Here is an 18,923-nt window from a genome sequence, read left to right on the forward strand (position 1 = left end):
AATAACAGTTCAGCCAGAACCGCTTTGATTTGAATCACGACCCCAAGGCCTCCCTGGCCGTCATTGTCCTGGGAAAGGAATGTCTGGAACGCCCCCGCGAACCGGGCTAAAGCTGCTGCATCATCTTGCGCACGCCGGCCACGTGTCGTCGGCTGACGATCAGCGCATCACCGTTGAGGCCTTTGAGGAAAAGCTGGAAATGCCCCAGGGGCGTGCGTTGCAAACGCTCGATCCGCTCGCGGGCCACCAGGGCATTGCGGTGGATACGAACAAAGCGTTCGCCGAACTCGTCCTCAAGGGCCTTGAGTGGCTCGTCCAGCAACACCTCGCCACTCTCGTGGCGCAAGGTCACGTACTTGTGATCGGCAATGAAGTAGACCACCTGGTTCAACGGGATCAACTCAATGCCTTTGCGGGTGCGCGCGCTGATGTGGCTGCGCGGGCCGCTGCCACTTTCCGCTGCCGGGCGGGTCAGCGCCGCCAGTTGCACCCGGTTGGGTCGCTCGGCCTTGCGCAAGGCATCGGGCAAGGCCTCGGACGCCACCGGCTTGACCAGATGGCCGACGGCGCTGGCCTGCAGGACCTCGGGCGGAAAATCGTCCCGGGTGCTGCAGAACACCACCGCAGGCGGCGACTCTCGTTCGCACAACTTCGCCGCGACCTGCAGGCCATCCAGGCCAGGCATGCGAATGTCGAGCAGCACGATATCCGGCTTGTGGCTGTCGATAAGGGCCAATGCCTCTTCGCCATTGGTGGCGCTCGGCTCCAGGACACTGTATCCCTCGAGCTCGCCAACCATTCGGCTCAGGCGCTCGCGGGCCAGTGGTTCGTCATCAACGATCAGGACATTCATATTGCGCTGGATTCCTGCGTGAGTCTCGCACAAGGATAGCGTAGACAGGGGAAGTGACATCCGTCACCGCGATCCACGCTAAGACTCGCCCGAGGGCCAAAAAGTGCCGCGAGGCGGTCGCCTATCTTTACCAGCGCTTGCCTACCGATGCTCGAGGCCTGTTGTCGCACGGCGTCGCCGTAGGGATTGTTCGTTTTCGATTTGACCAATATTGAGCACCCCCTGGTTGATTCGGCCGATTCGCCATGAATGAAAAAAAGCAAACACCTATCGTCCACTGTAGACGGTTGCCACGACGATATTGCTCAATCGGAAAATATCGTTGCGCGCAAAACCGGGTCCGAACGCCCGGCCCACGGGTAAAAAACCTGCCGACCAGTGTCAGCGCCAGCCCTGGCAACCCTGTTATCATCCGCCGCAGCCTTCAACCGCTACTTTTTCCACAGCCGATCACGAGCGAATTCATGAGCACTGACAAGACCAATCAGTCCTGGGGCGGCCGCTTCAGTGAACCCGTCGACGCCTTCGTCGCCCGCTTCACCGCCTCCGTCAACTTCGACCAGCGCCTGTATCGCCACGACATCATGGGCTCGATCGCCCACGCCACCATGCTGGCCAAGGTCGGCGTGCTGACCGATGCCGAGCGCGACAGCATCATCGACGGCCTCAAGACCATCCAGGCTGAAATCGAGGCCGGCCAGTTCGACTGGCGCGTCGACCTCGAAGACGTGCACATGAACATCGAAGCGCGCCTGACCGATCGCATCGGCGTGACCGGCAAGAAGCTGCACACCGGCCGCAGCCGCAACGACCAGGTCGCCACCGACATCCGCCTGTGGCTGCGCGACGAGATCGACCTGATCCTGGCCGAAATCACCCGCCTGCAAAAAGGCTTGCTGGAGCAGGCCGAACGCGAGGCCGAAAGCATCATGCCGGGCTTCACGCACCTGCAGACCGCGCAACCGGTGACCTTCGGGCACCACATGCTGGCCTGGTTCGAAATGCTCAGCCGCGATTACGAACGCCTGGTCGACTGCCGCAAGCGCACCAACCGCATGCCCCTGGGCAGCGCCGCGCTGGCCGGTACCACCTACCCGATCGACCGCGCCTACACGGCCCAACTGCTGGGCTTCGACGCCGTGGGCGGCAACTCGCTGGATAACGTCTCGGACCGCGATTTCGCCATCGAATTCTGCGCCGCCGCGAGCATCGCGATGATGCACCTGTCGCGTTTCTCCGAAGAGCTGGTGCTGTGGACCAGCGCGCAGTTCCAGTTCATCGACCTGCCCGACCGCTTCTGCACCGGCAGCTCGATCATGCCGCAAAAGAAAAACCCCGACGTCCCGGAGCTGGTGCGGGGCAAGAGCGGTCGGGTGTTCGGCGCGCTGATGGGCCTGTTGACCCTGATGAAAGGCCAACCGCTGGCCTACAACAAGGACAACCAGGAAGACAAGGAACCGCTGTTCGACGCCGCCGATACCCTGCGCGACTCGTTGCGGGCCTTCGCCGACATGATCCCGGCCATCAAGCCCAAGCATGCGGTGATGCGCGAAGCGGCCCTGCGTGGTTTCTCCACCGCCACCGACCTGGCCGACTACCTGGTGCGCCGTGGCCTGCCCTTCCGCGACTGCCATGAAATCGTCGGTCACGCCGTCAAGTACGGGGTCGACAGCGGCAAGGACCTGGCGGAGATGAGCCTGGACGAACTGCGCCGCTTCAGCGACCAGATCGAACAGGACGTGTTCGCGGTGCTGACCCTCGAAGGCTCGGTCAATGCCCGGGACCACATCGGCGGCACCGCGCCGGCGCAGGTCAAGGCAGCGGTCGTGCGCGGCCAGGCGTTGCTCGCCAGCCGCTAAAAGGCGAAAAGCTTCGCGAGCAAGCCCGCTCCCACAGTCGATCTCCAGTGAACGCAGGCTCTATGAGCTGATGGAGATCCAATGTGGGAGCGGGCTTGCTCGCGAAGGCATCCGCTCAGACGCTACACATTCACTTCTTGGCGGCGACCTTCGCCAAAAACTCCGGCATCCCCGCGTCCCTGTCCGCGGCGATGCGCTGCACGTGCGGATTTTGCCCCAAGCGCTCCATCAACGCCTGGGCCGCGGGCAGTTCGGCCAGCAGGTCAAGATCGAACAACTTCTTGCCCACCTGTAAGGCGGGCGAAACACTGTAGAGAAAATACAGGTCGGCAATGCTCAGGCTGTCGCCCGCGACATAGGGCGAGAATTTGCCGTGCCTGCCCAGCGAAGCGAACCCCAGCAGCAGTTCGGCCTTGGCCTTTTCCTTGACCGCATCGGCCACCGACATGCCGAAGAAGGCCTCGGCATAGCAGGCCCGGGCGGGCAGTTCGATGTACAGCTCGATCTCCCTGCACAGGGCCAGTATCTGGGCGCGCTCGTACGGATCGCTGGGCAGCAGGGCCTTGCCCTGCTGGGTTTGCTCGATGTATTCGAGGATCACGCTGGTTTCGCTGATGAAACCTCGCTCGGTCTTGAGCACCGGCACCTTGCCGCGCGGGCTGATGGCAACCACTTCGGGGGCCTGACTGCCGTAGAACGACACTTCCTGGAAGGGCACGCCCTTCTCCAGCAGTGCCAGCTTGACCATGTTGTAGTAATTGCTGACGCAGAAACCATAAAGCTCGAGCATTACAGATGCCTCCAGGCCGGTGGGGGTTGGCAGCCTAGCGTTATAGACTGCGCGGACGTTTCTCGCCAGGCGCATCACGGCGCTGAATGCAGGTAAACTGGCGACCTTTCTGACAGGAGCCGGCCATGAGCGAGCCAACCGATATCGATAACGACGAAGAAGAATTCGTTGAAAACACGCTGATCCAGGCCATCGAAAACCAGATCGAAAGTGACAATCCGCCTGCGGCCAAAGCCACTTTCAACAAGTTGACCCTGGTCGGTTATGAGCGCGAAGACATCCTCAACCTGATGGCCCATGTGCTGGCAGTGGAGATCGACGCGATCCTGGAAGAAGACCGCCCGTTCGATACCCAATGGTACGAAGCCGCACTGCGCGCCCTGCCTGAGCTACCGCCGGAAAAAAACTGAACGACAGGTGCAGATGCTCCTGTGGCGAGGGGATTTAGCCTGACAGAACACTGGCCCCCCTCCCCAAAACAAAAAAAGCATGACCCTGGCACTGGACAGCTCGGCCGAGTGCGCTCACCTTAGTGACGCTGTCGACCCAATTCCTAGAAAGTCTGGAGTCCTTATGTCGCTTACCCCTGAGTTGGTTGCCGAACTGGAAATCCTTGCACTCTTCAACCTGGACAGTTCCCAGGAAGGCCTGAAAATTCATCAGACCGCTGCCCCCAAGGCCATTGCCGCCGCCCAACGCCTGTATGAAAAAGAACTGATCACCCAACCCGACGGTGGTTACCTGACCAGCCTGGGTCGGGACGCCGCGCAGAATGTCCAAACCGTCCTGACGATTCTCAGCGTCCAAGAAGCCGCCTGATTCGCCCCTGTCGCCCACGGAAATCTGCCTGGCCGGATTTCCGCAGGCGCAGGCGTCTTGCGTGAAAAATCTGACATCCCAATCGACTTTCAGCTTAAGAATTCCCGAGCCCGGACGCTAAACTGCCATCACCCCCTGATTTCCCACGTTCGACGCCGCGAGCCGGTTTGAGCCGACATGACCCGCAACCATGAAATACGCCCTGATCTGGACGAGGGAATCGACCGCAAGGTCCTGAGCCAGTTGCGCGCACGTTTTCTCAAGCTCAACAGCGTCCGGATGGAGCGCGCCCTGGAAGGCCTGTCCCCGCGCCAGCAAGGCGTGCTGACGCTGTTGCCACTGTTCTTCCACGTCAACCATCCGCTGCTGCCTGGCTACGTCTCCGGCAGCACGCCCGCGGGGCTGTCGAATTACGAACCCGATGCCAACGTGCTCGCAGAGGCCCAGCGCCTGACCCGTTCGTTTTCCTACAAGCCGCGCCACGGCAGCAATCCGCCGCGACCGATCCATGGATTGTTCCTGATGGGCAGCCTGGGCACCCTGGCCCAGGCCGACCAGAGCGACATGGACGTGTGGGTCTGCCACGGCCCGGACTTGAGCGACGACGAACTGGCCGAGCTGCGCAAGAAATGCCAGTTGCTGGAAGCCTGGGCCGCGACCCAGGGCGCCGAGGCGCACTTTTTCCTGATCGACCCGGTGCGCTTCGTGCGCGGCGAGCGCGACAACCAGCTCAGCTCCGACGACTGCGGCACGACCCAGCATTACCTGCTGCTGGACGAGTTCTACCGCACCGCGATCTGGCTGGCCGGGCGCACGCCCATCTGGTGGCTGGTGCCGGTCTACGAGGAAGACAACTATGAGCAATACACCCATACGTTGCTTTCCAAGCGTTTCATTCGCGCCGACGAGACCCTGGACCTGGGCCATATGGCCTACATCCCACCGGGAGAGTTCATCGGGGCCGGGCTCTGGCAGTTGTTCAAGGGCATCGAATCACCCTACAAGTCTGTGCTCAAGCTGCTGCTGACCGAGGTGTACGCCAGCGAACACCCGGATGTGCGCTGCCTGAGCCTGCGCTTCAAGCAGGCGGTGTTTGCCAACCGCCTGGACCTGGAAGAGCTGGACCCCTACATGGTGGTCTACCGCCGCCTCGAGGAATACCTCAATGCCCGTGGCGAACCCGAACGCCTGGAGCTGATCCGCCGGGCGTTGTACCTGAAGGTCAATCGCAAACTCACCGGCCAGGTACGCAGCGGCGGCTGGCAACGGGTGCTGCTCGAGCGCCTGGCTCGGGAATGGGGCTGGGACCAGCGGCAACTGGCGCTGCTGGACAGCCGCAGCCAATGGAAAGTGCGCCAGGTCAGCCATGAGCGGCGGGCCCTGGTCAACGAGCTGACCCACAGCTACCGCTTCCTGTCCCAGTTCGCCCGCACCGAAAAGACCGTCAGCCTGATCAACAAGCGCGATCTCAATGTCCTTGGACGACGGCTGTACGCGGCGTTCGAGCGCAAGGCCGACAAGGTCGAGTTCATCAACCCCGGCATCGCCCCGGACCTGGCCGAAGACACCCTGACGCTGGTCCAGTCGCCGAACAAGAAAGAGCCTGGGCAAAACCAGTGGGGCTTGTACAACGGCAGCCTCAACGCCCTGGAGTGGGAGAACTTCGCGCCGATCAAGCGCAGCCGCGAGCTGCTGGAGCTGTTGACCTGGTGCCATCGCAACGGCGTGATCGACAGCAGCACGCGCCTGGCCTTGCACCCAGGCAGCAGCGACCTGAGCGAGTTCGAGCTGTTCAACTTGCTGGGCAGCCTGCAACAGTCCATCGCCCTGCCTCTGGCCACGGTCGACGAAGAGCGACTGCTGCGCGCCAGCGTACCCAGCGAAGTGCTGATCCTGGTAAACGTCGGCGTCGATCCGCTCAAGCACCACCGCGACCTGAATATCCTGATGACCACCGAGCGCACCGACTCCCTGAGTTACGCCGGGGTCCGGGAAAACCTGGTGCTGACCCTCGACCAGGTCACGCTCAACAGCTGGAACGAAGTGCTGGTCAACCGTTTCGACGGCGAGCATGCGTTGCTCGATTGCCTGCGCGACTACCTCAACGACCTGCCCGCCACGCAAAACCAGCCGCGCTTGCAGGTGCGCTGCTTCTGCCACAACCGTGCCCAGTTCATTGCCCGCCGGGTCGAAGAGGTCTTCGAAACCGCGCAGACCCTGCTGCTGAGCCGCCTCAACTACCGCTACCTGCTTCAGGTCCAGCAGCACTATCACGTGCTGGAATTGCTGCCCGGCCAGGTCAATCACGTGGCGCTGGGCAGCCAGTCGGCGCTGATGGATTACCTGGGCGAGGAACTGAGCGCCTACAGTCCGCTGCACCTGGACTCGATGGCCCTGGAAGACCACGACCTGGCGCTGGTCCTGCCCATGGGGCAGCCCGAGTGCATCCAGGTGTTCTACCGGGTCAACGACGACGATGCCGATCTGTACGTGCTCGATGAGCTCAATGCCCTGTGGCAGCAACGCTTGCCGTATCACGATGAGCACAGCCTGCTGGTGCCTTTGCAGCGCTTCCTGCAATCGGTGCTGTACCGCCGCGACGCGCTGCTGCCGATCGAGGCCGCCCAACCGCTGCCCCTGGAAACCCTGTACTACCAGCTCCTGCCGTCAGGCCCAGGCCGGGCGCGGCGGATCGAATCGCGGCAAGCGCCGCAGACACCGCAGAACAAACCGTTCTATGACGTGCAGGCAATCATCGGCAAGGCGACCCACGGGCAGGTGCACGTGACGCTGTATTGCGACCAGCAGGAATTTTCCGAATTGGAGCATGGCGACCAGCTGTTTCGCGTGGTCGCCCGGGAGATCGTCGAGCAGCGCCGCGAGGCCCAGCGCTATCGCTGCTACATCACCGACCTGGACCTCTCGGGGCTGGTGGGTGACGGCGCCTGTTCAAGCAATCTGTACCTGCGCTACAAGGCCGACCTCGAACGCGCGCTGAACGAGGCGCTGGCCCTGGTCTGAGGGCTCGCCTCAGAGGTGGAAGTCACCGCCGGCCTCGGGCTGGTATTCGACGTCCAGCAAGGTCAACTTCAGTGTCTTGCCACCCGGCGCCGGCCAGTCGATGTGCTGGCCGACCTTCAGGCCCAGCAAGGCGCTGCCCACGGGCGCCAGGATCGAGATCTTGCCTTCGTCGGCATTGGCGTCCTGTGGGTAGACCAGCGTCAGGTGATAGTCCTTGCCACTGCTCTCTTCACGGCAGTGCACCCGCGAATTCATGGTCACGACATCGGCCGGCACTTCATCGTGGCCCACCAGGGCCTCGGCGCGATCCAGTTCGGTCTGCAACGCGATGACGCCGGGCAAGGTGTCATCAAGGCTGTCGATCAGGCGCTCCAGACGCTGTACGTCCAGGCGGGTAAGGGTGATGGCAGGTGCGGTCATGATTCAGGCAGACTCCTTTCTTCTGCACGAAAAAAGCAAAACCCCGCCACAAGAAGACGGGGTTTTCACGGGCCTCGATGAGTTGAGGCGTTGCCGGACACTACCACAGCTCAATAAATAAACAACCCACAGGCGGCTGCACTGTTTGCGTCAGAAGTAAACTATTGTGGCGAGGGGATTTATCCCCGTTGGGCTGCGAAGCAGCCCCAAAGTGCTCTATCTGGCACACCGAGGCGTCAGGTTTCAGGGCTGCTTCGCACCCCAGCGGGGATAAATCCCCTCGCCACAAATGATTACACTTGGGATTTGCGTCTGGCCGCCTCGGCACAGATCACCCGCCGGCGCGCGTCGTCGGCCGAGCGCCATTCACGGATATCCTCCACATGGCGGAAACAGCCGAGACAGACTTTCTGCTCGTCCAGCTTGCACACGCTGGTGCACGGCGATGGCACGGCAGGGCTGACGTTGCTGTAGAGCGGCTTGGGCGGGCGCGCCGCAGCGGTCTGGCTCACGCTGTCAGAGGCCTTCGAAATCGAGCTTCACCCCAGCCTGCGCCTCGACAATGCGTTCGAGCATCTCACCCAGCTGCTCCTCGCTCTTGTCGCACATCCAGCGCTCGCTTTCCTCGTCGTAGTCGAAGTGGAAGCCGCCGGACACCGCCGCCAGCCACAACTGGCGCAACGGCTCCTGGCGACTGAAGATCAACTGGCTGCCGTTCTCGAACTTCACGGTGAGCACACCGGCGGAGCTTTCCAGGTCGATGTCCAACTCGCTGTCGTCGAACACATCTTCCAGCGTTTGCTGGGTCGCATCGACCAGATCGTGGAAACGGGCTTCAGTCAAACTCATTGCGGCAACCTCGAAAATGTCAGCTCATGCTCAAGCGCCGCAAGATACGGGCGCTGCCTGATGATTGCAAAGGATAACCCATCGACGACCCCCAGCGCCGCCGGACGGGCGCCCCGTTGCATAGGCAAGGCGCCGGGTGGCCGGTATACTCCGGCGCAATTAACGCATTTTCAAGGATTTCGCCATGAAGCGCCTGATCTCTTCCCTTGCTGCGCTCGTCGCGGTTGCCTGCCTTGTAACAGCTTGTGGTCAAAAAGGTCCGCTGTACCTGCCTGACGAGAGCAAGTCCCCTGAAGAGCAGGCCAAGTCGTCGCAGTCCAAGTCCCACGCGCACGACACCCACACCACCACTTACTAAGGGAACGCCATGGACGTTTTTAACTACCGTGGCGGGGAGCTGTTCGCGGAAGGGGTTGCCCTGTCCGCGATCGCCGAGCGCTTTGGCACGCCGACCTACGTTTATTCCCGCGCCCATATCGAAGCCCAGTACCTGGCCTTCGCCGATGCCCTCGCTGGCATGCCGCACCTGGTCTGTTTCGCCGTCAAGGCCAACTCGAACCTGGGCGTGCTCAACGTCCTGGCGCGCCTGGGCGCCGGCTTCGACATCGTTTCCGGTGGCGAACTCGAACGCGTGCTGGCCGCGGGCGGCAGCGCCGACAAGATCGTATTTTCCGGCGTCGGCAAGACCCGTGAAGACATGCGCCGCGCCTTGGAAGTGGGCGTGCACTGCTTCAACATCGAGTCCACCGACGAGCTGGAGCGCCTGCAAATCGTCGCCGCCGAGCTGGGCGTGCGCGCGCCGATCTCCCTGCGCGTGAACCCGGACGTCGACGCCGGCACCCACCCGTACATTTCTACCGGTCTCAAGGAAAACAAGTTCGGCATCGCCATTGCCGACGCCGAAGACGTCTACGTGCGCGCTGCCCAACTGCCGAACCTGGAAGTGCTGGGCGTCGATTGCCACATCGGCTCGCAGCTGACCACCCTGGAACCCTTCATCGATGCCCTCGACCGCCTGCTGGCGCTGGTCGACCGCCTCGGCGACTGCGGCATCTACCTGCGTCACATCGACCTCGGTGGCGGTGTCGGCGTGCGCTATCGCGACGAACAACCGCCGCAGGTGGCCGAGTACATCAAGACCGTGCGTGAACGACTCGAAGGGCGTGACCTGGCGCTGATGTTCGAGCCAGGCCGCTACATCGTCGCCAACGCCGGCGTGCTGCTGACCGAGGTCGAATACCTCAAGCACACCGAGCACAAGGATTTCGCCATCGTCGACGCGGCCATGAACGACCTGATCCGTCCGGCGCTGTACCAGGCCTGGATGGACGTGACCGCCGTGCGCCCGCGCGATGGCGCGACCCGCAACTACGATATCGTCGGGCCGATCTGCGAGACCGGTGATTTCCTGGCCAAGGGTCGGGAACTGGCGCTGGAAGAAGGCGACCTGCTGGCCGTGCATTCGGCCGGTGCCTACGGTTTTGTCATGAGCTCCAACTACAACACCCGCGGCCGCTGCGCCGAGGTGCTGGTGGACGGTGACCAGGCTTTCGAAGTGCGTCGCCGCGAGACGGTAGCCGAGTTGTTTGCCGGCGAAAGCCTGCTGCCGGAGTAAAACCATGCTGCTGCGTTTTACCAAGATGCACGGCCTGGGCAATGACTTCATGGTCCTCGACCTGGTCAGCCAGCACGCGCACATTCTGCCCAAGCACGCCAAGCTCTGGGGTGACCGGCACACCGGCATCGGCTTCGACCAGTTGCTGATCGTCGAGGCGCCGAACAACCCGGACGTGGACTTCCGCTATCGGATCTTCAACGCCGACGGTTCGGAAGTGGAGCAATGCGGCAATGGCGCGCGCTGCTTCGCCCGCTTCGTGCTGGACAAGCGCCTGACCGCCAAGCGACAGATCCGCGTCGAGACCAAGAGCGGCATCATCGAGCTGGATGTGCGCAACGACGGCCAGATCAGCGTCAACATGGGCGCCCCGCGCCTGGTGCCGGCGGACATTCCGTTCAAGGCACCCGCCCAGGCGCTGAGTTACCAGGTCGATGTCGAAGGCACCCCGGTGGAACTGGCCGCGGTGTCCATGGGCAACCCCCATGCCGTGTTGCGCGTGAGCGATATCAACAGCGCGCCGGCGCATGAGCTGGGACCGAAAATCGAACACCACCCACGCTTTCCAGCACGGGTGAACGTCGGTTTCCTGCAAGTCATCGACCGTCACCGCGCGCAGTTGCGCGTGTGGGAGCGCGGCGTCGGGGAAACCCAGGCTTGCGGCACCGGAGCCTGTGCGGCCGCAGTTGCGGCGATCAGCCAGGGGTGGATGGATTCGCCTTTGCTGATCGACCTGCCTGGCGGGCGCCTGTCCATCGAATGGGCAGGCCCTGGCCAACCGGTGATCATGACCGGCCCGGCAGTGCGCGTATACGAAGGACAAGTTCGTCTTTGAGTGAGCCAACCCCATGACCGACAAGCCACAGGTTCCAGCGACGCCGCCCGACGACACTCCGAGCCCGCTTCCAGAAGCCGCGGCCGTGGCCGCCTACCTGGAGGCCCACCCGGACTTCTTCGTCGGGCACGAAGAATTGCTGGCAACGATGCGCATCCCTCACCGGCGCGGCGACACCGTGTCGCTGGTGGAGCACCAGATGAAGATCCTGCGTGAGCGCAACATTGAAATGCGCCACCGCCTGTCCCACCTGATGGACGTGGCACGGGACAACGACCGGCTCTTCGACAAGACCCGTCGGCTGATCCTGGCGCTGATGGACGCCAGCACCCTCGAAGACCTGGTCATGAGCGTCGAAGACAGCCTGCGCCAGGATTTCCAGGTGCCCTTCGTCAGCCTGATCCTGTTCGGCGACAACGCCATGCCGGTGGGCCGCTGGGTGACCCACGCCGAAGCGCAGACCGCCATTGGCGGCCTGCTCACGGAGAACAAGAGCGTCAGTGGCAGCCTGCGCGAACATGAACTGGACTTCCTGTTCGGCGAAGAACAACGCAAACAGATCGGCTCCACCGCCGTCGTCGCCATCGCCCACCAGGGCGTGCACGGCGTGCTGGCCATCGCCAGCCGTGACCCGCAGCACTACAAGAGCTCGGTGGGCACGCTGTTTCTGAGCTACATCGCCGAAGTCACCGGCCGCGTGCTGCCTCGGGTCGCCGGTTCGCTGCGCTCGGTACGCTGACCATGGAACGGCAACTGGACGCCTACTGCGAACACCTGCGCAGTGAGCGCCAGGTGTCGCCCCACACGTTGTCGGCCTATCGCCGCGACCTTGATAAAGTGCTGGGCTGGTGCCAGAAGCAGGGCATCGGCAGCTGGTCGGCCCTGGATATCCAGCGCTTGCGCAGCCTGATCGCCCGCCTGCATCAACAGGGGCAATCCTCCCGTAGCCTGGCTCGGCTGTTGTCGGCAGTACGTGGCCTGTATCACTACCTCAATCGCGAAGGCCTGTGCGATCACGACCCGGCCACCGGCCTGGCTCCGCCCAAGGGCGAACGCCGGCTGCCAAAGACCCTCGACACCGACCGCGCCCTGCAATTGCTCGAAGGTGCCGTCGAGGATGACTTCCTGGCCCGGCGCGACCAGGCGATTCTCGAGTTGTTCTATTCTTCCGGCCTGCGGCTTTCAGAGCTGACGGGGCTCAACCTGGATCAACTGGACCTGGCCGACGGCATGGTCCAAGTGCTCGGCAAGGGCAGCAAGACCCGCTTGTTGCCCATCGGCCGCAAGGCCCGGGAAGCCCTGGAACTGTGGCTGCCCCTGCGTGCATTGGCCAACCCCGCCGACGACGCGGTGTTCGTCAGCCAACGCGGGCGGCGCCTCGGCCCGCGAGCGATTCAGTTACGGGTCAAGGCCGCCGGCGCACGCGAGCTGGGGCAGAACCTGCACCCGCACATGCTCAGGCACTCCTTCGCCAGCCACCTGCTGGAGTCCTCCCAGGACCTGCGCGCCGTTCAAGAGCTGCTGGGACACTCGGACATCAAGACCACCCAGATCTACACCCACCTGGATTTCCAGCACCTGGCGACGGTCTATGACAGTGCCCACCCCAGGGCCAAACGCATCAAGGGCGACGAATCATGACCATCAAGCTCATCACTTTCGACCTGGACGACACCCTGTGGGACACCGCCCCGGTGATCGCCAGCGCCGAGGCCGTCCTGCGCCAATGGCTGACCGACAACGCACCGAACCTGGGCGGCTTGCCAGTGGAGCATCTGTTCTCGATTCGCGAGCAGGTGTTGCGCGAAGAACCCGGCCTGAAGCATCGCATCAGTGCGTTGCGCCGGCGCGTGCTGTTCCGTGCGTTGCAGGAAGCCGGCTATGACCAGTGGCAAGCGTCGGAGCTGGCGGACCAGGGGTTCGAGGCGTTCCTGCATGCCCGCCATCAGCTGGAGATCTTTCCCGAGGTACAGCCCACCCTGGAAATCCTCGCCAATCAGTTCAGCCTGGGCGTGGTCACCAACGGCAACGCCGACGTGCGCCGCCTGGGGCTGGCCGATTATTTCAAGTTTGCCTTGTGCGCCGAGGACATCGGCATCGCCAAACCCGACGCCCGATTGTTCCACGAAGCCCTGCAACGCGGCGGTGCCACGCCCCAGACCGCCGTGCACATCGGTGACCACCCCGGCGACGACATCGCCGGTGCCCAGCAAGCCGGCCTGCGGGCGGTTTGGTTCAACCCGACGGGCAAGGCCTGGGATGCCGAACATGCGCCAGATGCGGAGATTCGCAGCCTGACCGAACTGCCGAGGTTACTGGCCGGGTGGCATAGCCAACCCTGAACCCTGCCTCACAGCCGCCAAACCCTCTGTGGGAGCGGCTGTGTCCCGCAGCTCCCCGCCTGGCAAAGAAATCTGTGGGAGCGAGCTTGCTCGCGATGACGGCGGCACGTCCAACATCAATCCCAACAGACCCATCGCTATCGCGAGCAAGCTCGCTCCCACAGGGACTGCGTCTGGCCGGGAATAGAATCGCCCCCATGAAAAAGCCCGCAGCGACGGCGGGCTTTTTCAGCAAGCAAGAAGCAGAACTCAAATAGGGCGGCTGCCGTATTTGTTGTCGGGTTTCTTGGGCGGGTCGGCGACCACGTTGGCTTCCACTTCCTGCACCTTTCCACCCCGGGCCAGGAATTCTTCCATGGCCTTGGCGAGTGCGTCACGCTCCTTGTTCTTGGCCTCTACGCTCGGCAACTCGTCGACCGACACCGCTGCCTTGGCCTTGCCTTTGGCGGTGGGAGCCGGGACATCGGCACCATCGTCATCGGCAACGTCTTCAGCTGCCGCCTCCAGGCCTTCTTCGGTCTCGTCTTCGTCGCCTACTTCGAGGTCGTCGTTTTCCAGATCATCGTCGCTCATGTTCTACCTCATGACTTGCGAAAAGCAGATTAGTTATAGCCCAGCTTCGCCATCTGTTCGAAGGCTGCCAGAAAAAATTCAACATCCGCCGTCAACCAGCGGTCATGCCCCTTCACCGTATAGCGTGGCGAGGACTTTACGAGCACCGCCATGATCACGGTGCTCGCCCAGATAAACACCTTGCCAGGTCCCCAACGCCAGCCGTCCAGCCGTCACCGGCAGGGTCAGCTGACAACCGAGCACGCTCGCCTTGAAGTGCGCCGGGAGGTCGTCCAGGCCTTCGTCGTTGTGCTCGTAATCGGCGGTTCCTTGTGGGATCAGCCGATTGAAAAATCGTTCGAAGTCTCGACGTACCGCCGGATCGGCGTTCTCGTTGATCGTCAACGAAGCCGAGGTGTGCTGCAGCCACAGATGCAACAGACCGACACGGCACGCCCGGAGTTCAGGCAGGCCGGCGAGCAACTCGTCCGTCACCAGATGAAAGCCCCGGGGCCGTGCCCGCAGGGTAATCAGCGTCTGTTGCCACATACACTTCTCCGCACGCTCGGCGCGCATTCTAGCGCGCTCTGAAAAAAAACAAAGGGCCTAATATTCTTGCCTCCATGTAAGCCTTTGGCGGCAGAAAAGCCCATGTCGCCTATACAACAAAAGGCGTCGGAAAAACCGGCCTGCCTTATGGGCAGTGACAAATTCCAGGCAAAAAAATGCCCGGCGAACCGGGCAATTTTTAACGCGTGCACTTACAGGTTGTAGCCACGCTCGTTGTGTTGCGCCAGGTCCAGGCCCACCGCCTCTTCTTCCTCGGAGACACGCAGACCCATGACAGCGTCCAGCACCTTGAGGATGATGAAAGTGACGATCGCGGTGTAGATCACCGTGAAGCCCACGCCTTTGACTTGAATCCATACTTGTGCGGCGATGTCGGTCACGGTGCCGAAGCCACCCAGGGCCGGGGCCGCGAACACGCCGGTGAGGATCGCGCCGAGGATACCGCCGATGCCGTGCACGCCGAAGGCGTCCAGGGAGTCGTCGTAGCCAAGCTTGCGCTTGAGGGTGGTGGCGCAGAAGAAGCACACCACGCCCGCCGCCAGGCCGATGACCAGGGCGCCCATCGGGCCCACGGTGCCGGCCGCCGGCGTGATGGCCACCAGGCCCGCGACCACGCCCGAGGCGATGCCCAGCGCGCTTGGCTTGCCGTGGGTGATCCACTCGGCAAACATCCAGCCCAGTGCTGCCGCAGCGGTGGCGATCTGAGTCACCAGCATCGCCATGCCGGCGGTGCCATTGGCGGCGACGGCGGAACCGGCGTTAAAGCCGAACCAACCGACCCACAGCATGGCCGCGCCCATCAGGGTGTAGCCCAGGTTATGCGGTGCCATCGGCGTGGTCGGGAAGCCCTTGCGCTTGCCCAGTACCAGGCACGCCACCAGGCCCGCGATACCGGCGTTGATGTGCACCACGGTGCCGCCGGCGAAGTCCAGCACGCCCCAGTCCCACAACAGGCCGCCGTTACCGGACCAGACCATGTGCGCGATCGGCGCGTAGACCAGGGTGAACCAGATGCCCATGAAGACCAGCATGGCGGAGAACTTCATGCGCTCGGCAAAGGCACCGACGATCAGGGCCGGGGTGATGATGGCGAACGTCATCTGGAAGGTGATGAACACCGCTTCCGGGAACAGTGCCGTTGGACCGGTGATGCTCGCCGGGGTCACGCCCGCCAGGAACGCCTTGCCCAGGCCGCCGATGAAGGAATTGAAATTGACGACGCCCTGTTCCATGCCGGTGGTGTCGAACGCGATGCTGTAGCCATAGATGACCCACAACACACTGATCAGACCGGTAATGGCAAAGCACTGCATCATCACGGAAAGAAGGTTTTTCGACCGGACCATGCCGCCATAGAACAGCGCCAGGCCGGGAATGGTCATGAACAGAACAAGAATGGTGGCCGTCAGCATCCAGGCGGTGTCGCCGGAGTTGAGGACGGGGGCTGCCGCTTCTTCCGCCATGGCCAGGCCAGGCATTACGAAGGACAACAGGGCTCCTAGCCCTGCGAATTTACGCAGAGTCATATTGTTTTCTCCTGGGGCGTTGGGTTTGGCGGCTTAGATGGCGTCGGTATCGGTTTCGCCGGTACGGATGCGAATAGCCTGTTCCAGATTGACCACGAAGATCTTTCCGTCACCGATCTTGCCGGTGTTGGCGGCCTTGGTGATCGCTTCGATCACACGGTCCAGATCCTTGTCGTCAATGGCGACATCGATCTTCACCTTGGGCAGGAAATCGACCACGTATTCCGCGCCGCGATACAGCTCGGTGTGACCTTTCTGCCGCCCGAAGCCTTTGACCTCAGTAACGGTAATGCCCTGCACGCCGATCTCGGACAACGACTCGCGCACGTCGTCCAACTTGAACGGCTTGATGATGGCAGTGACTAGCTTCATGAAACTCTCTCCCGAATTGGTGGACTTGCCCCAGGAAAACAAACCCGACTCAAGTCTAAGCGCAGTGCCTGGCTTTGTAACGCGTCGTCGGCCCAAGTTGCCCGACAGGTGCCAGCTAACCGATCCTGGCGAAGCTCCCCGCTTCGCCTGCTGCACTGCATTCGTCACAGCGACTGCATCAGTGCATGGGTCATCAGCCTCTAAGCAGAAACCTTGCCATCTGTGCCCAAACCCTCTGTTTTCAATCCCTTACCCCACACCTGTACCTGCATCACGTGATGAACCGCGGCGATACGCACAACAACAGTGCGAAGACGCCCGCCCGCGTGCGCGAAAAGCGTGCATCCCCGCCTGCGGGAATTGACTATAGACACTGCGTGGTACACTGCCCGCCATCGTTTTCAGGACACTTGCCATGCTTGCGCCAAAAGACCTCCTCGACGCCCTGAGCGGCCATGCCGCCCGCCTCATGAGCGGTGACACGCCGTTGCCCAAGAGCGAAATCGAAAGCCAGCTCAAGGCCTTGCTGCAAAGCGGATTCAGCAAGCTGGACCTGGTGAGCCGGGAGGAATTCGACAGTCAGATGGTGGTGCTGGCCCGCACCCGGGCGCGCCTGGAAAGCCTGGAGGCGAAGGTCGCGGAGCTGGAAGCGCGACTGACGCCGACCGCGGAGTAAACCGCCCGGAGCCACGCCCCGGCGCGCATGCAACGGGGATTAGAGACGAAAACGGCTGACCAGCGTATTGAATGACAGCGCCAGGCCGGACAGCGCCTGGCTCGACGCATTGGTCTGGTTCGCCCCCGCCGCGGTCTGGGTCGAGAGATCCTGGATGTTCACCAGGTTGCGGTCCACCTCACGGGCCACATGGGCCTGCTCCTCGGACGCCGTGGCGATGACCAGGTTACGGTCGTTGATCTGCGCGATCCCATCGGCGATCTGCTCCAACGCCTGGCCAGTGGCCCGGGCCAGGCCCTGGGTCTGGGTGACCAGCGCCTGGCTCTTGCCCATGGCATCGACCGCGCCGTCGGCTCGGTCCTGCACCGCGAGGATCATGCCCTCGATCTCACCGGTAGACGCCTGGGTGCGCGCCGCCAGGGCGCGAACCTCGTCGGCAACCACAGCAAAGCCACGCCCCTGTTCCCCGGCCCGGGCCGCCTCGATGGCCGCGTTGAGGGCCAACAAATTGGTCTGCTCGGCGATCCCCCGGATCACGTCCAACACCTTGCCGATATCACGCACTTGTACCGCCAGGTCTCGGACCAGCCCGGTGGACGAGGTGATTTCCTGGGTCGCATGATCGATCGCCTGCACCGCGCTGCGCGCCTGGTCACGTCCGCTGCTGGCCTGGGCACTGGTCGCTTGGGACGCCTGGGAAGTGGACACGGCATTGCGGGCGACTTCCTCCACCGCTGACGTCATCTCGGTCACGGCGGTGGCCGCCTGTTGGATTTCATCGTTCTGCCGGATCAAGGCGCGACTGCCGTCGTCAGTGACCGCCGTCAACTCCTCGGCCGCGGAGGCCAACTGGTCCGAAGCACTGGCGATCTGCTGGAGCGTGGTCTTCAGGCTGGCCTGCATGTCGCCAAGGGCCGCAAGCAACTGGCCGGCCTCGTCACGGCGACGACGGGTGATGTGCTGGGTCAGGTCGCCTTGGGCGATGCGCTCGGCACAGTCGAGTGCGACGGCAATCGGCTGGCTGATCACGCGGCTGATGAACATCCCCAGCAACAGCGCAGCGACAAACGCGATGGCGATGCCGCTGTACAGGATCGTCCGGGCCGACACCTCCTGGCGGGCGGCGTCCTGGGCGCTTTCGCTGATCTGGCGATCATTGGAGTCGATCATGATGGTCAACTGGTCCATTACCTTGCGGTAGGTTTTCTGCAAGTCGCCCAGCAGCAGGGCACGCCCGTTCTCCAGGTCGCCGGCCGCCATCATCGCCACGTATCGTTGCACCATGGCCTGGTAGACCGGCCAATCGCGGGCCACCTGGTCGCCGGCCAGGCGCTCGTCCTCGGCCAGGCGACCTTTACGGTACTCGGCGAATGCCTGTTCGCTGGCCAACTGATTGGCTTTCATCGAGGCCAGGAATTCATCCTTCATGCTTTGCGGGGCATTGCCGGCGGTGGCGACATACAGGCGGTACATGTCACGCGTCTGGCCAACGGCCTTGGTCTTGGTCTGCGCCGTATTGGCGACCGACACCAGGTTGGTGTTGAACACGGTCTGCAAGCGCGCGGACAACGTGGCGACGCCGCTGACGCCCAGCATGCCCACGGCCAGAGTGATGAACGCACACAGGACGAACGAGGTGATCAGCTTGGTCGAGAATTTCGCGTCATTGATCCAGTTCATCGGGGTCTCATGGAGCGCCCTTGAGCGCCCCGTCAGGTGGGTAATCCCCTGCCCCGGGTCACGCCAGGCAAGGAGCTAATGGCTCTTTGCCATTTTCGAAAAATGTTACAGCCCGTAAAAGATTGCCAACAATGGACGGCGGCG

21 protein-coding genes and 1 pseudogene are annotated in these 18,923 nt (G+C 62.8%); 11 read left to right on the forward strand and 11 right to left on the reverse strand.

Going from position 1 to position 18,923, the window contains the following annotated elements; genetic code table 11:
- Positions 1–106 precede the first annotated feature (106 nt).
- Together V3H56_RS26485 and V3H56_RS26490 are read right to left on the reverse strand one after the other, a co-directional pair.
- Positions 107–853 (reverse strand): LytTR family DNA-binding domain-containing protein, encoded by a 747-nt coding sequence (locus tag V3H56_RS26485; protein WP_042730384.1) that lies wholly within the window; start codon positions 851–853, stop codon positions 107–109.
- Positions 850–1,044: pseudogene (locus V3H56_RS26490) on the reverse strand (sensor histidine kinase); the annotation flags it as partial. The gene V3H56_RS26485 and the pseudogene V3H56_RS26490, both read right to left, overlap by 4 nt.
- Positions 1,045–1,317: 273 nt before the next feature.
- Between V3H56_RS26490 and argH the strand changes: the two are divergent.
- On the forward strand, positions 1,318–2,712 hold the full coding sequence (gene argH / locus V3H56_RS26495) for an argininosuccinate lyase (RefSeq protein WP_042730385.1): 1,395 nt from the start codon (positions 1,318–1,320) through the stop codon (positions 2,710–2,712).
- 130 nt (positions 2,713–2,842) lie between these two features.
- Here the strand turns inward: argH and V3H56_RS26500 are convergent, their stop codons facing one another.
- The gene (locus tag V3H56_RS26500; RefSeq protein ID WP_338474028.1) at positions 2,843–3,502 is read right to left on the reverse strand and encodes a glutathione S-transferase; all 660 of its coding nucleotides are present in this window, start codon (positions 3,500–3,502) and stop codon (positions 2,843–2,845) included.
- A 125-nt stretch (positions 3,503–3,627) separates the two neighbouring features.
- Between V3H56_RS26500 and V3H56_RS26505 the strand changes: the two genes are divergently transcribed.
- The 3 genes from V3H56_RS26505 to V3H56_RS26515 all read left to right on the forward strand — a co-directional run bounded on the left by V3H56_RS26505 (position 3,628) and on the right by V3H56_RS26515 (position 7,342).
- Positions 3,628–3,912: a hypothetical protein gene (locus tag V3H56_RS26505; RefSeq protein ID WP_042730387.1), complete on the forward strand. Its 285-nt coding sequence runs from the start codon at positions 3,628–3,630 to the stop codon at positions 3,910–3,912.
- A 163-nt stretch (positions 3,913–4,075) separates the two neighbouring features.
- Complete coding sequence (locus V3H56_RS26510; RefSeq protein WP_041022651.1) at positions 4,076–4,321, forward strand: TIGR02647 family protein; 246 nt, start codon at positions 4,076–4,078, stop codon at positions 4,319–4,321.
- Positions 4,322–4,498: 177 nt separating this feature from the next.
- Positions 4,499–7,342, forward strand: coding sequence for a class I adenylate cyclase (locus V3H56_RS26515; RefSeq protein WP_047735788.1), 2,844 nt, complete (start codon positions 4,499–4,501; stop codon positions 7,340–7,342).
- 9 nt (positions 7,343–7,351) lie between these two features.
- Here V3H56_RS26515 and rnk read toward each other — a convergent pair whose 3' ends face one another.
- The 3 genes from rnk to cyaY form a co-directional block, all read right to left on the reverse strand.
- On the reverse strand, positions 7,352–7,762 hold the full coding sequence (gene rnk / locus V3H56_RS26520; RefSeq protein WP_047735787.1) for a nucleoside diphosphate kinase regulator: 411 nt from the start codon (positions 7,760–7,762) through the stop codon (positions 7,352–7,354).
- Between the two features lie 293 nt (positions 7,763–8,055).
- A complete protein-coding gene (locus V3H56_RS26525; protein WP_042731449.1) occupies positions 8,056–8,274 on the reverse strand; it encodes a DUF1289 domain-containing protein in 219 nt (72 codons plus the stop codon).
- Between the two features lie 4 nt (positions 8,275–8,278).
- Positions 8,279–8,611: an iron donor protein CyaY gene (cyaY, locus tag V3H56_RS26530; protein ID WP_042731448.1), complete on the reverse strand. Its 333-nt coding sequence runs from the start codon at positions 8,609–8,611 to the stop codon at positions 8,279–8,281.
- Positions 8,612–8,795: 184 nt separating this feature from the next.
- On the opposite strand from cyaY, the gene V3H56_RS26535 reads away from it, so the two are divergent.
- Genes V3H56_RS26535 through V3H56_RS26560 form a run of 6 tightly spaced genes read left to right on the forward strand, consistent with a single transcriptional unit; the run spans position 8,796 to position 13,403 of the window.
- On the forward strand, positions 8,796–8,969 hold the full coding sequence (locus tag V3H56_RS26535; RefSeq protein WP_042731447.1) for a lipoprotein: 174 nt from the start codon (positions 8,796–8,798) through the stop codon (positions 8,967–8,969).
- A gap of 9 nt (positions 8,970–8,978) precedes the next feature.
- The gene (gene lysA / locus V3H56_RS26540) at positions 8,979–10,226 is read left to right on the forward strand and encodes a diaminopimelate decarboxylase (protein ID WP_042731446.1); all 1,248 of its coding nucleotides are present in this window, start codon (positions 8,979–8,981) and stop codon (positions 10,224–10,226) included.
- 4 nt (positions 10,227–10,230) lie between these two features.
- On the forward strand, positions 10,231–11,061 hold the full coding sequence (gene dapF / locus V3H56_RS26545; RefSeq protein WP_212803143.1) for a diaminopimelate epimerase: 831 nt from the start codon (positions 10,231–10,233) through the stop codon (positions 11,059–11,061).
- Positions 11,062–11,074: 13 nt separating this feature from the next.
- Positions 11,075–11,800 carry a DUF484 family protein gene (locus V3H56_RS26550; protein WP_042731444.1) on the forward strand — a complete coding sequence of 242 codons (726 nt, stop codon included), beginning with the start codon at positions 11,075–11,077 and terminating at the stop codon, positions 11,798–11,800.
- A 2-nt stretch (positions 11,801–11,802) separates the two neighbouring features.
- A complete protein-coding gene (gene xerC / locus V3H56_RS26555) occupies positions 11,803–12,702 on the forward strand; it encodes a tyrosine recombinase XerC (protein WP_338474029.1) in 900 nt (299 codons plus the stop codon).
- Positions 12,699–13,403 (forward strand): HAD-IA family hydrolase, encoded by a 705-nt coding sequence (locus V3H56_RS26560; RefSeq protein WP_338474030.1) that lies wholly within the window; start codon positions 12,699–12,701, stop codon positions 13,401–13,403. The genes xerC and V3H56_RS26560 overlap by 4 nt, the downstream gene beginning before the upstream one ends.
- Before the next feature lie 249 nt (positions 13,404–13,652).
- Here V3H56_RS26560 and sutA read toward each other — a convergent pair whose 3' ends face one another.
- The 4 genes from sutA to glnK all read right to left on the reverse strand — a co-directional run bounded on the left by sutA (position 13,653) and on the right by glnK (position 16,423).
- Positions 13,653–13,976, reverse strand: a complete 324-nt coding sequence (gene sutA / locus V3H56_RS26565) for a transcriptional regulator SutA (protein WP_014340827.1) — start codon at positions 13,974–13,976, stop codon at positions 13,653–13,655.
- Between the two features lie 102 nt (positions 13,977–14,078).
- On the reverse strand, positions 14,079–14,504 hold the full coding sequence (locus V3H56_RS26570) for a secondary thiamine-phosphate synthase enzyme YjbQ (protein WP_042731441.1): 426 nt from the start codon (positions 14,502–14,504) through the stop codon (positions 14,079–14,081).
- 212 nt (positions 14,505–14,716) lie between these two features.
- Positions 14,717–16,051 carry an ammonium transporter gene (locus V3H56_RS26575; protein WP_042731440.1) on the reverse strand — a complete coding sequence of 445 codons (1,335 nt, stop codon included), beginning with the start codon at positions 16,049–16,051 and terminating at the stop codon, positions 14,717–14,719.
- A 33-nt stretch (positions 16,052–16,084) separates the two neighbouring features.
- Entirely contained in the window at positions 16,085–16,423 is a 339-nt protein-coding gene (glnK, locus tag V3H56_RS26580; RefSeq protein ID WP_002555808.1) for a P-II family nitrogen regulator, read from the reverse strand.
- Positions 16,424–16,838: 415 nt separating this feature from the next.
- On the opposite strand from glnK, the gene V3H56_RS26585 reads away from it, so the two are divergent.
- Positions 16,839–17,099 carry an accessory factor UbiK family protein gene (locus V3H56_RS26585; protein ID WP_212803145.1) on the forward strand — a complete coding sequence of 87 codons (261 nt, stop codon included), beginning with the start codon at positions 16,839–16,841 and terminating at the stop codon, positions 17,097–17,099.
- 39 nt (positions 17,100–17,138) lie between these two features.
- Here V3H56_RS26585 and V3H56_RS26590 read toward each other — a convergent pair whose 3' ends face one another.
- Positions 17,139–18,779, reverse strand: coding sequence for a methyl-accepting chemotaxis protein (locus tag V3H56_RS26590; protein ID WP_047735783.1), 1,641 nt, complete (start codon positions 18,777–18,779; stop codon positions 17,139–17,141).
- Positions 18,780–18,923 lie beyond the last annotated feature (144 nt).

It is taken from the genome of Pseudomonas sp. MS646, assembly GCF_036693845.1.
GTDB lineage: Bacteria > Pseudomonadota > Gammaproteobacteria > Pseudomonadales > Pseudomonadaceae > Aquipseudomonas > Aquipseudomonas chlororaphis_E.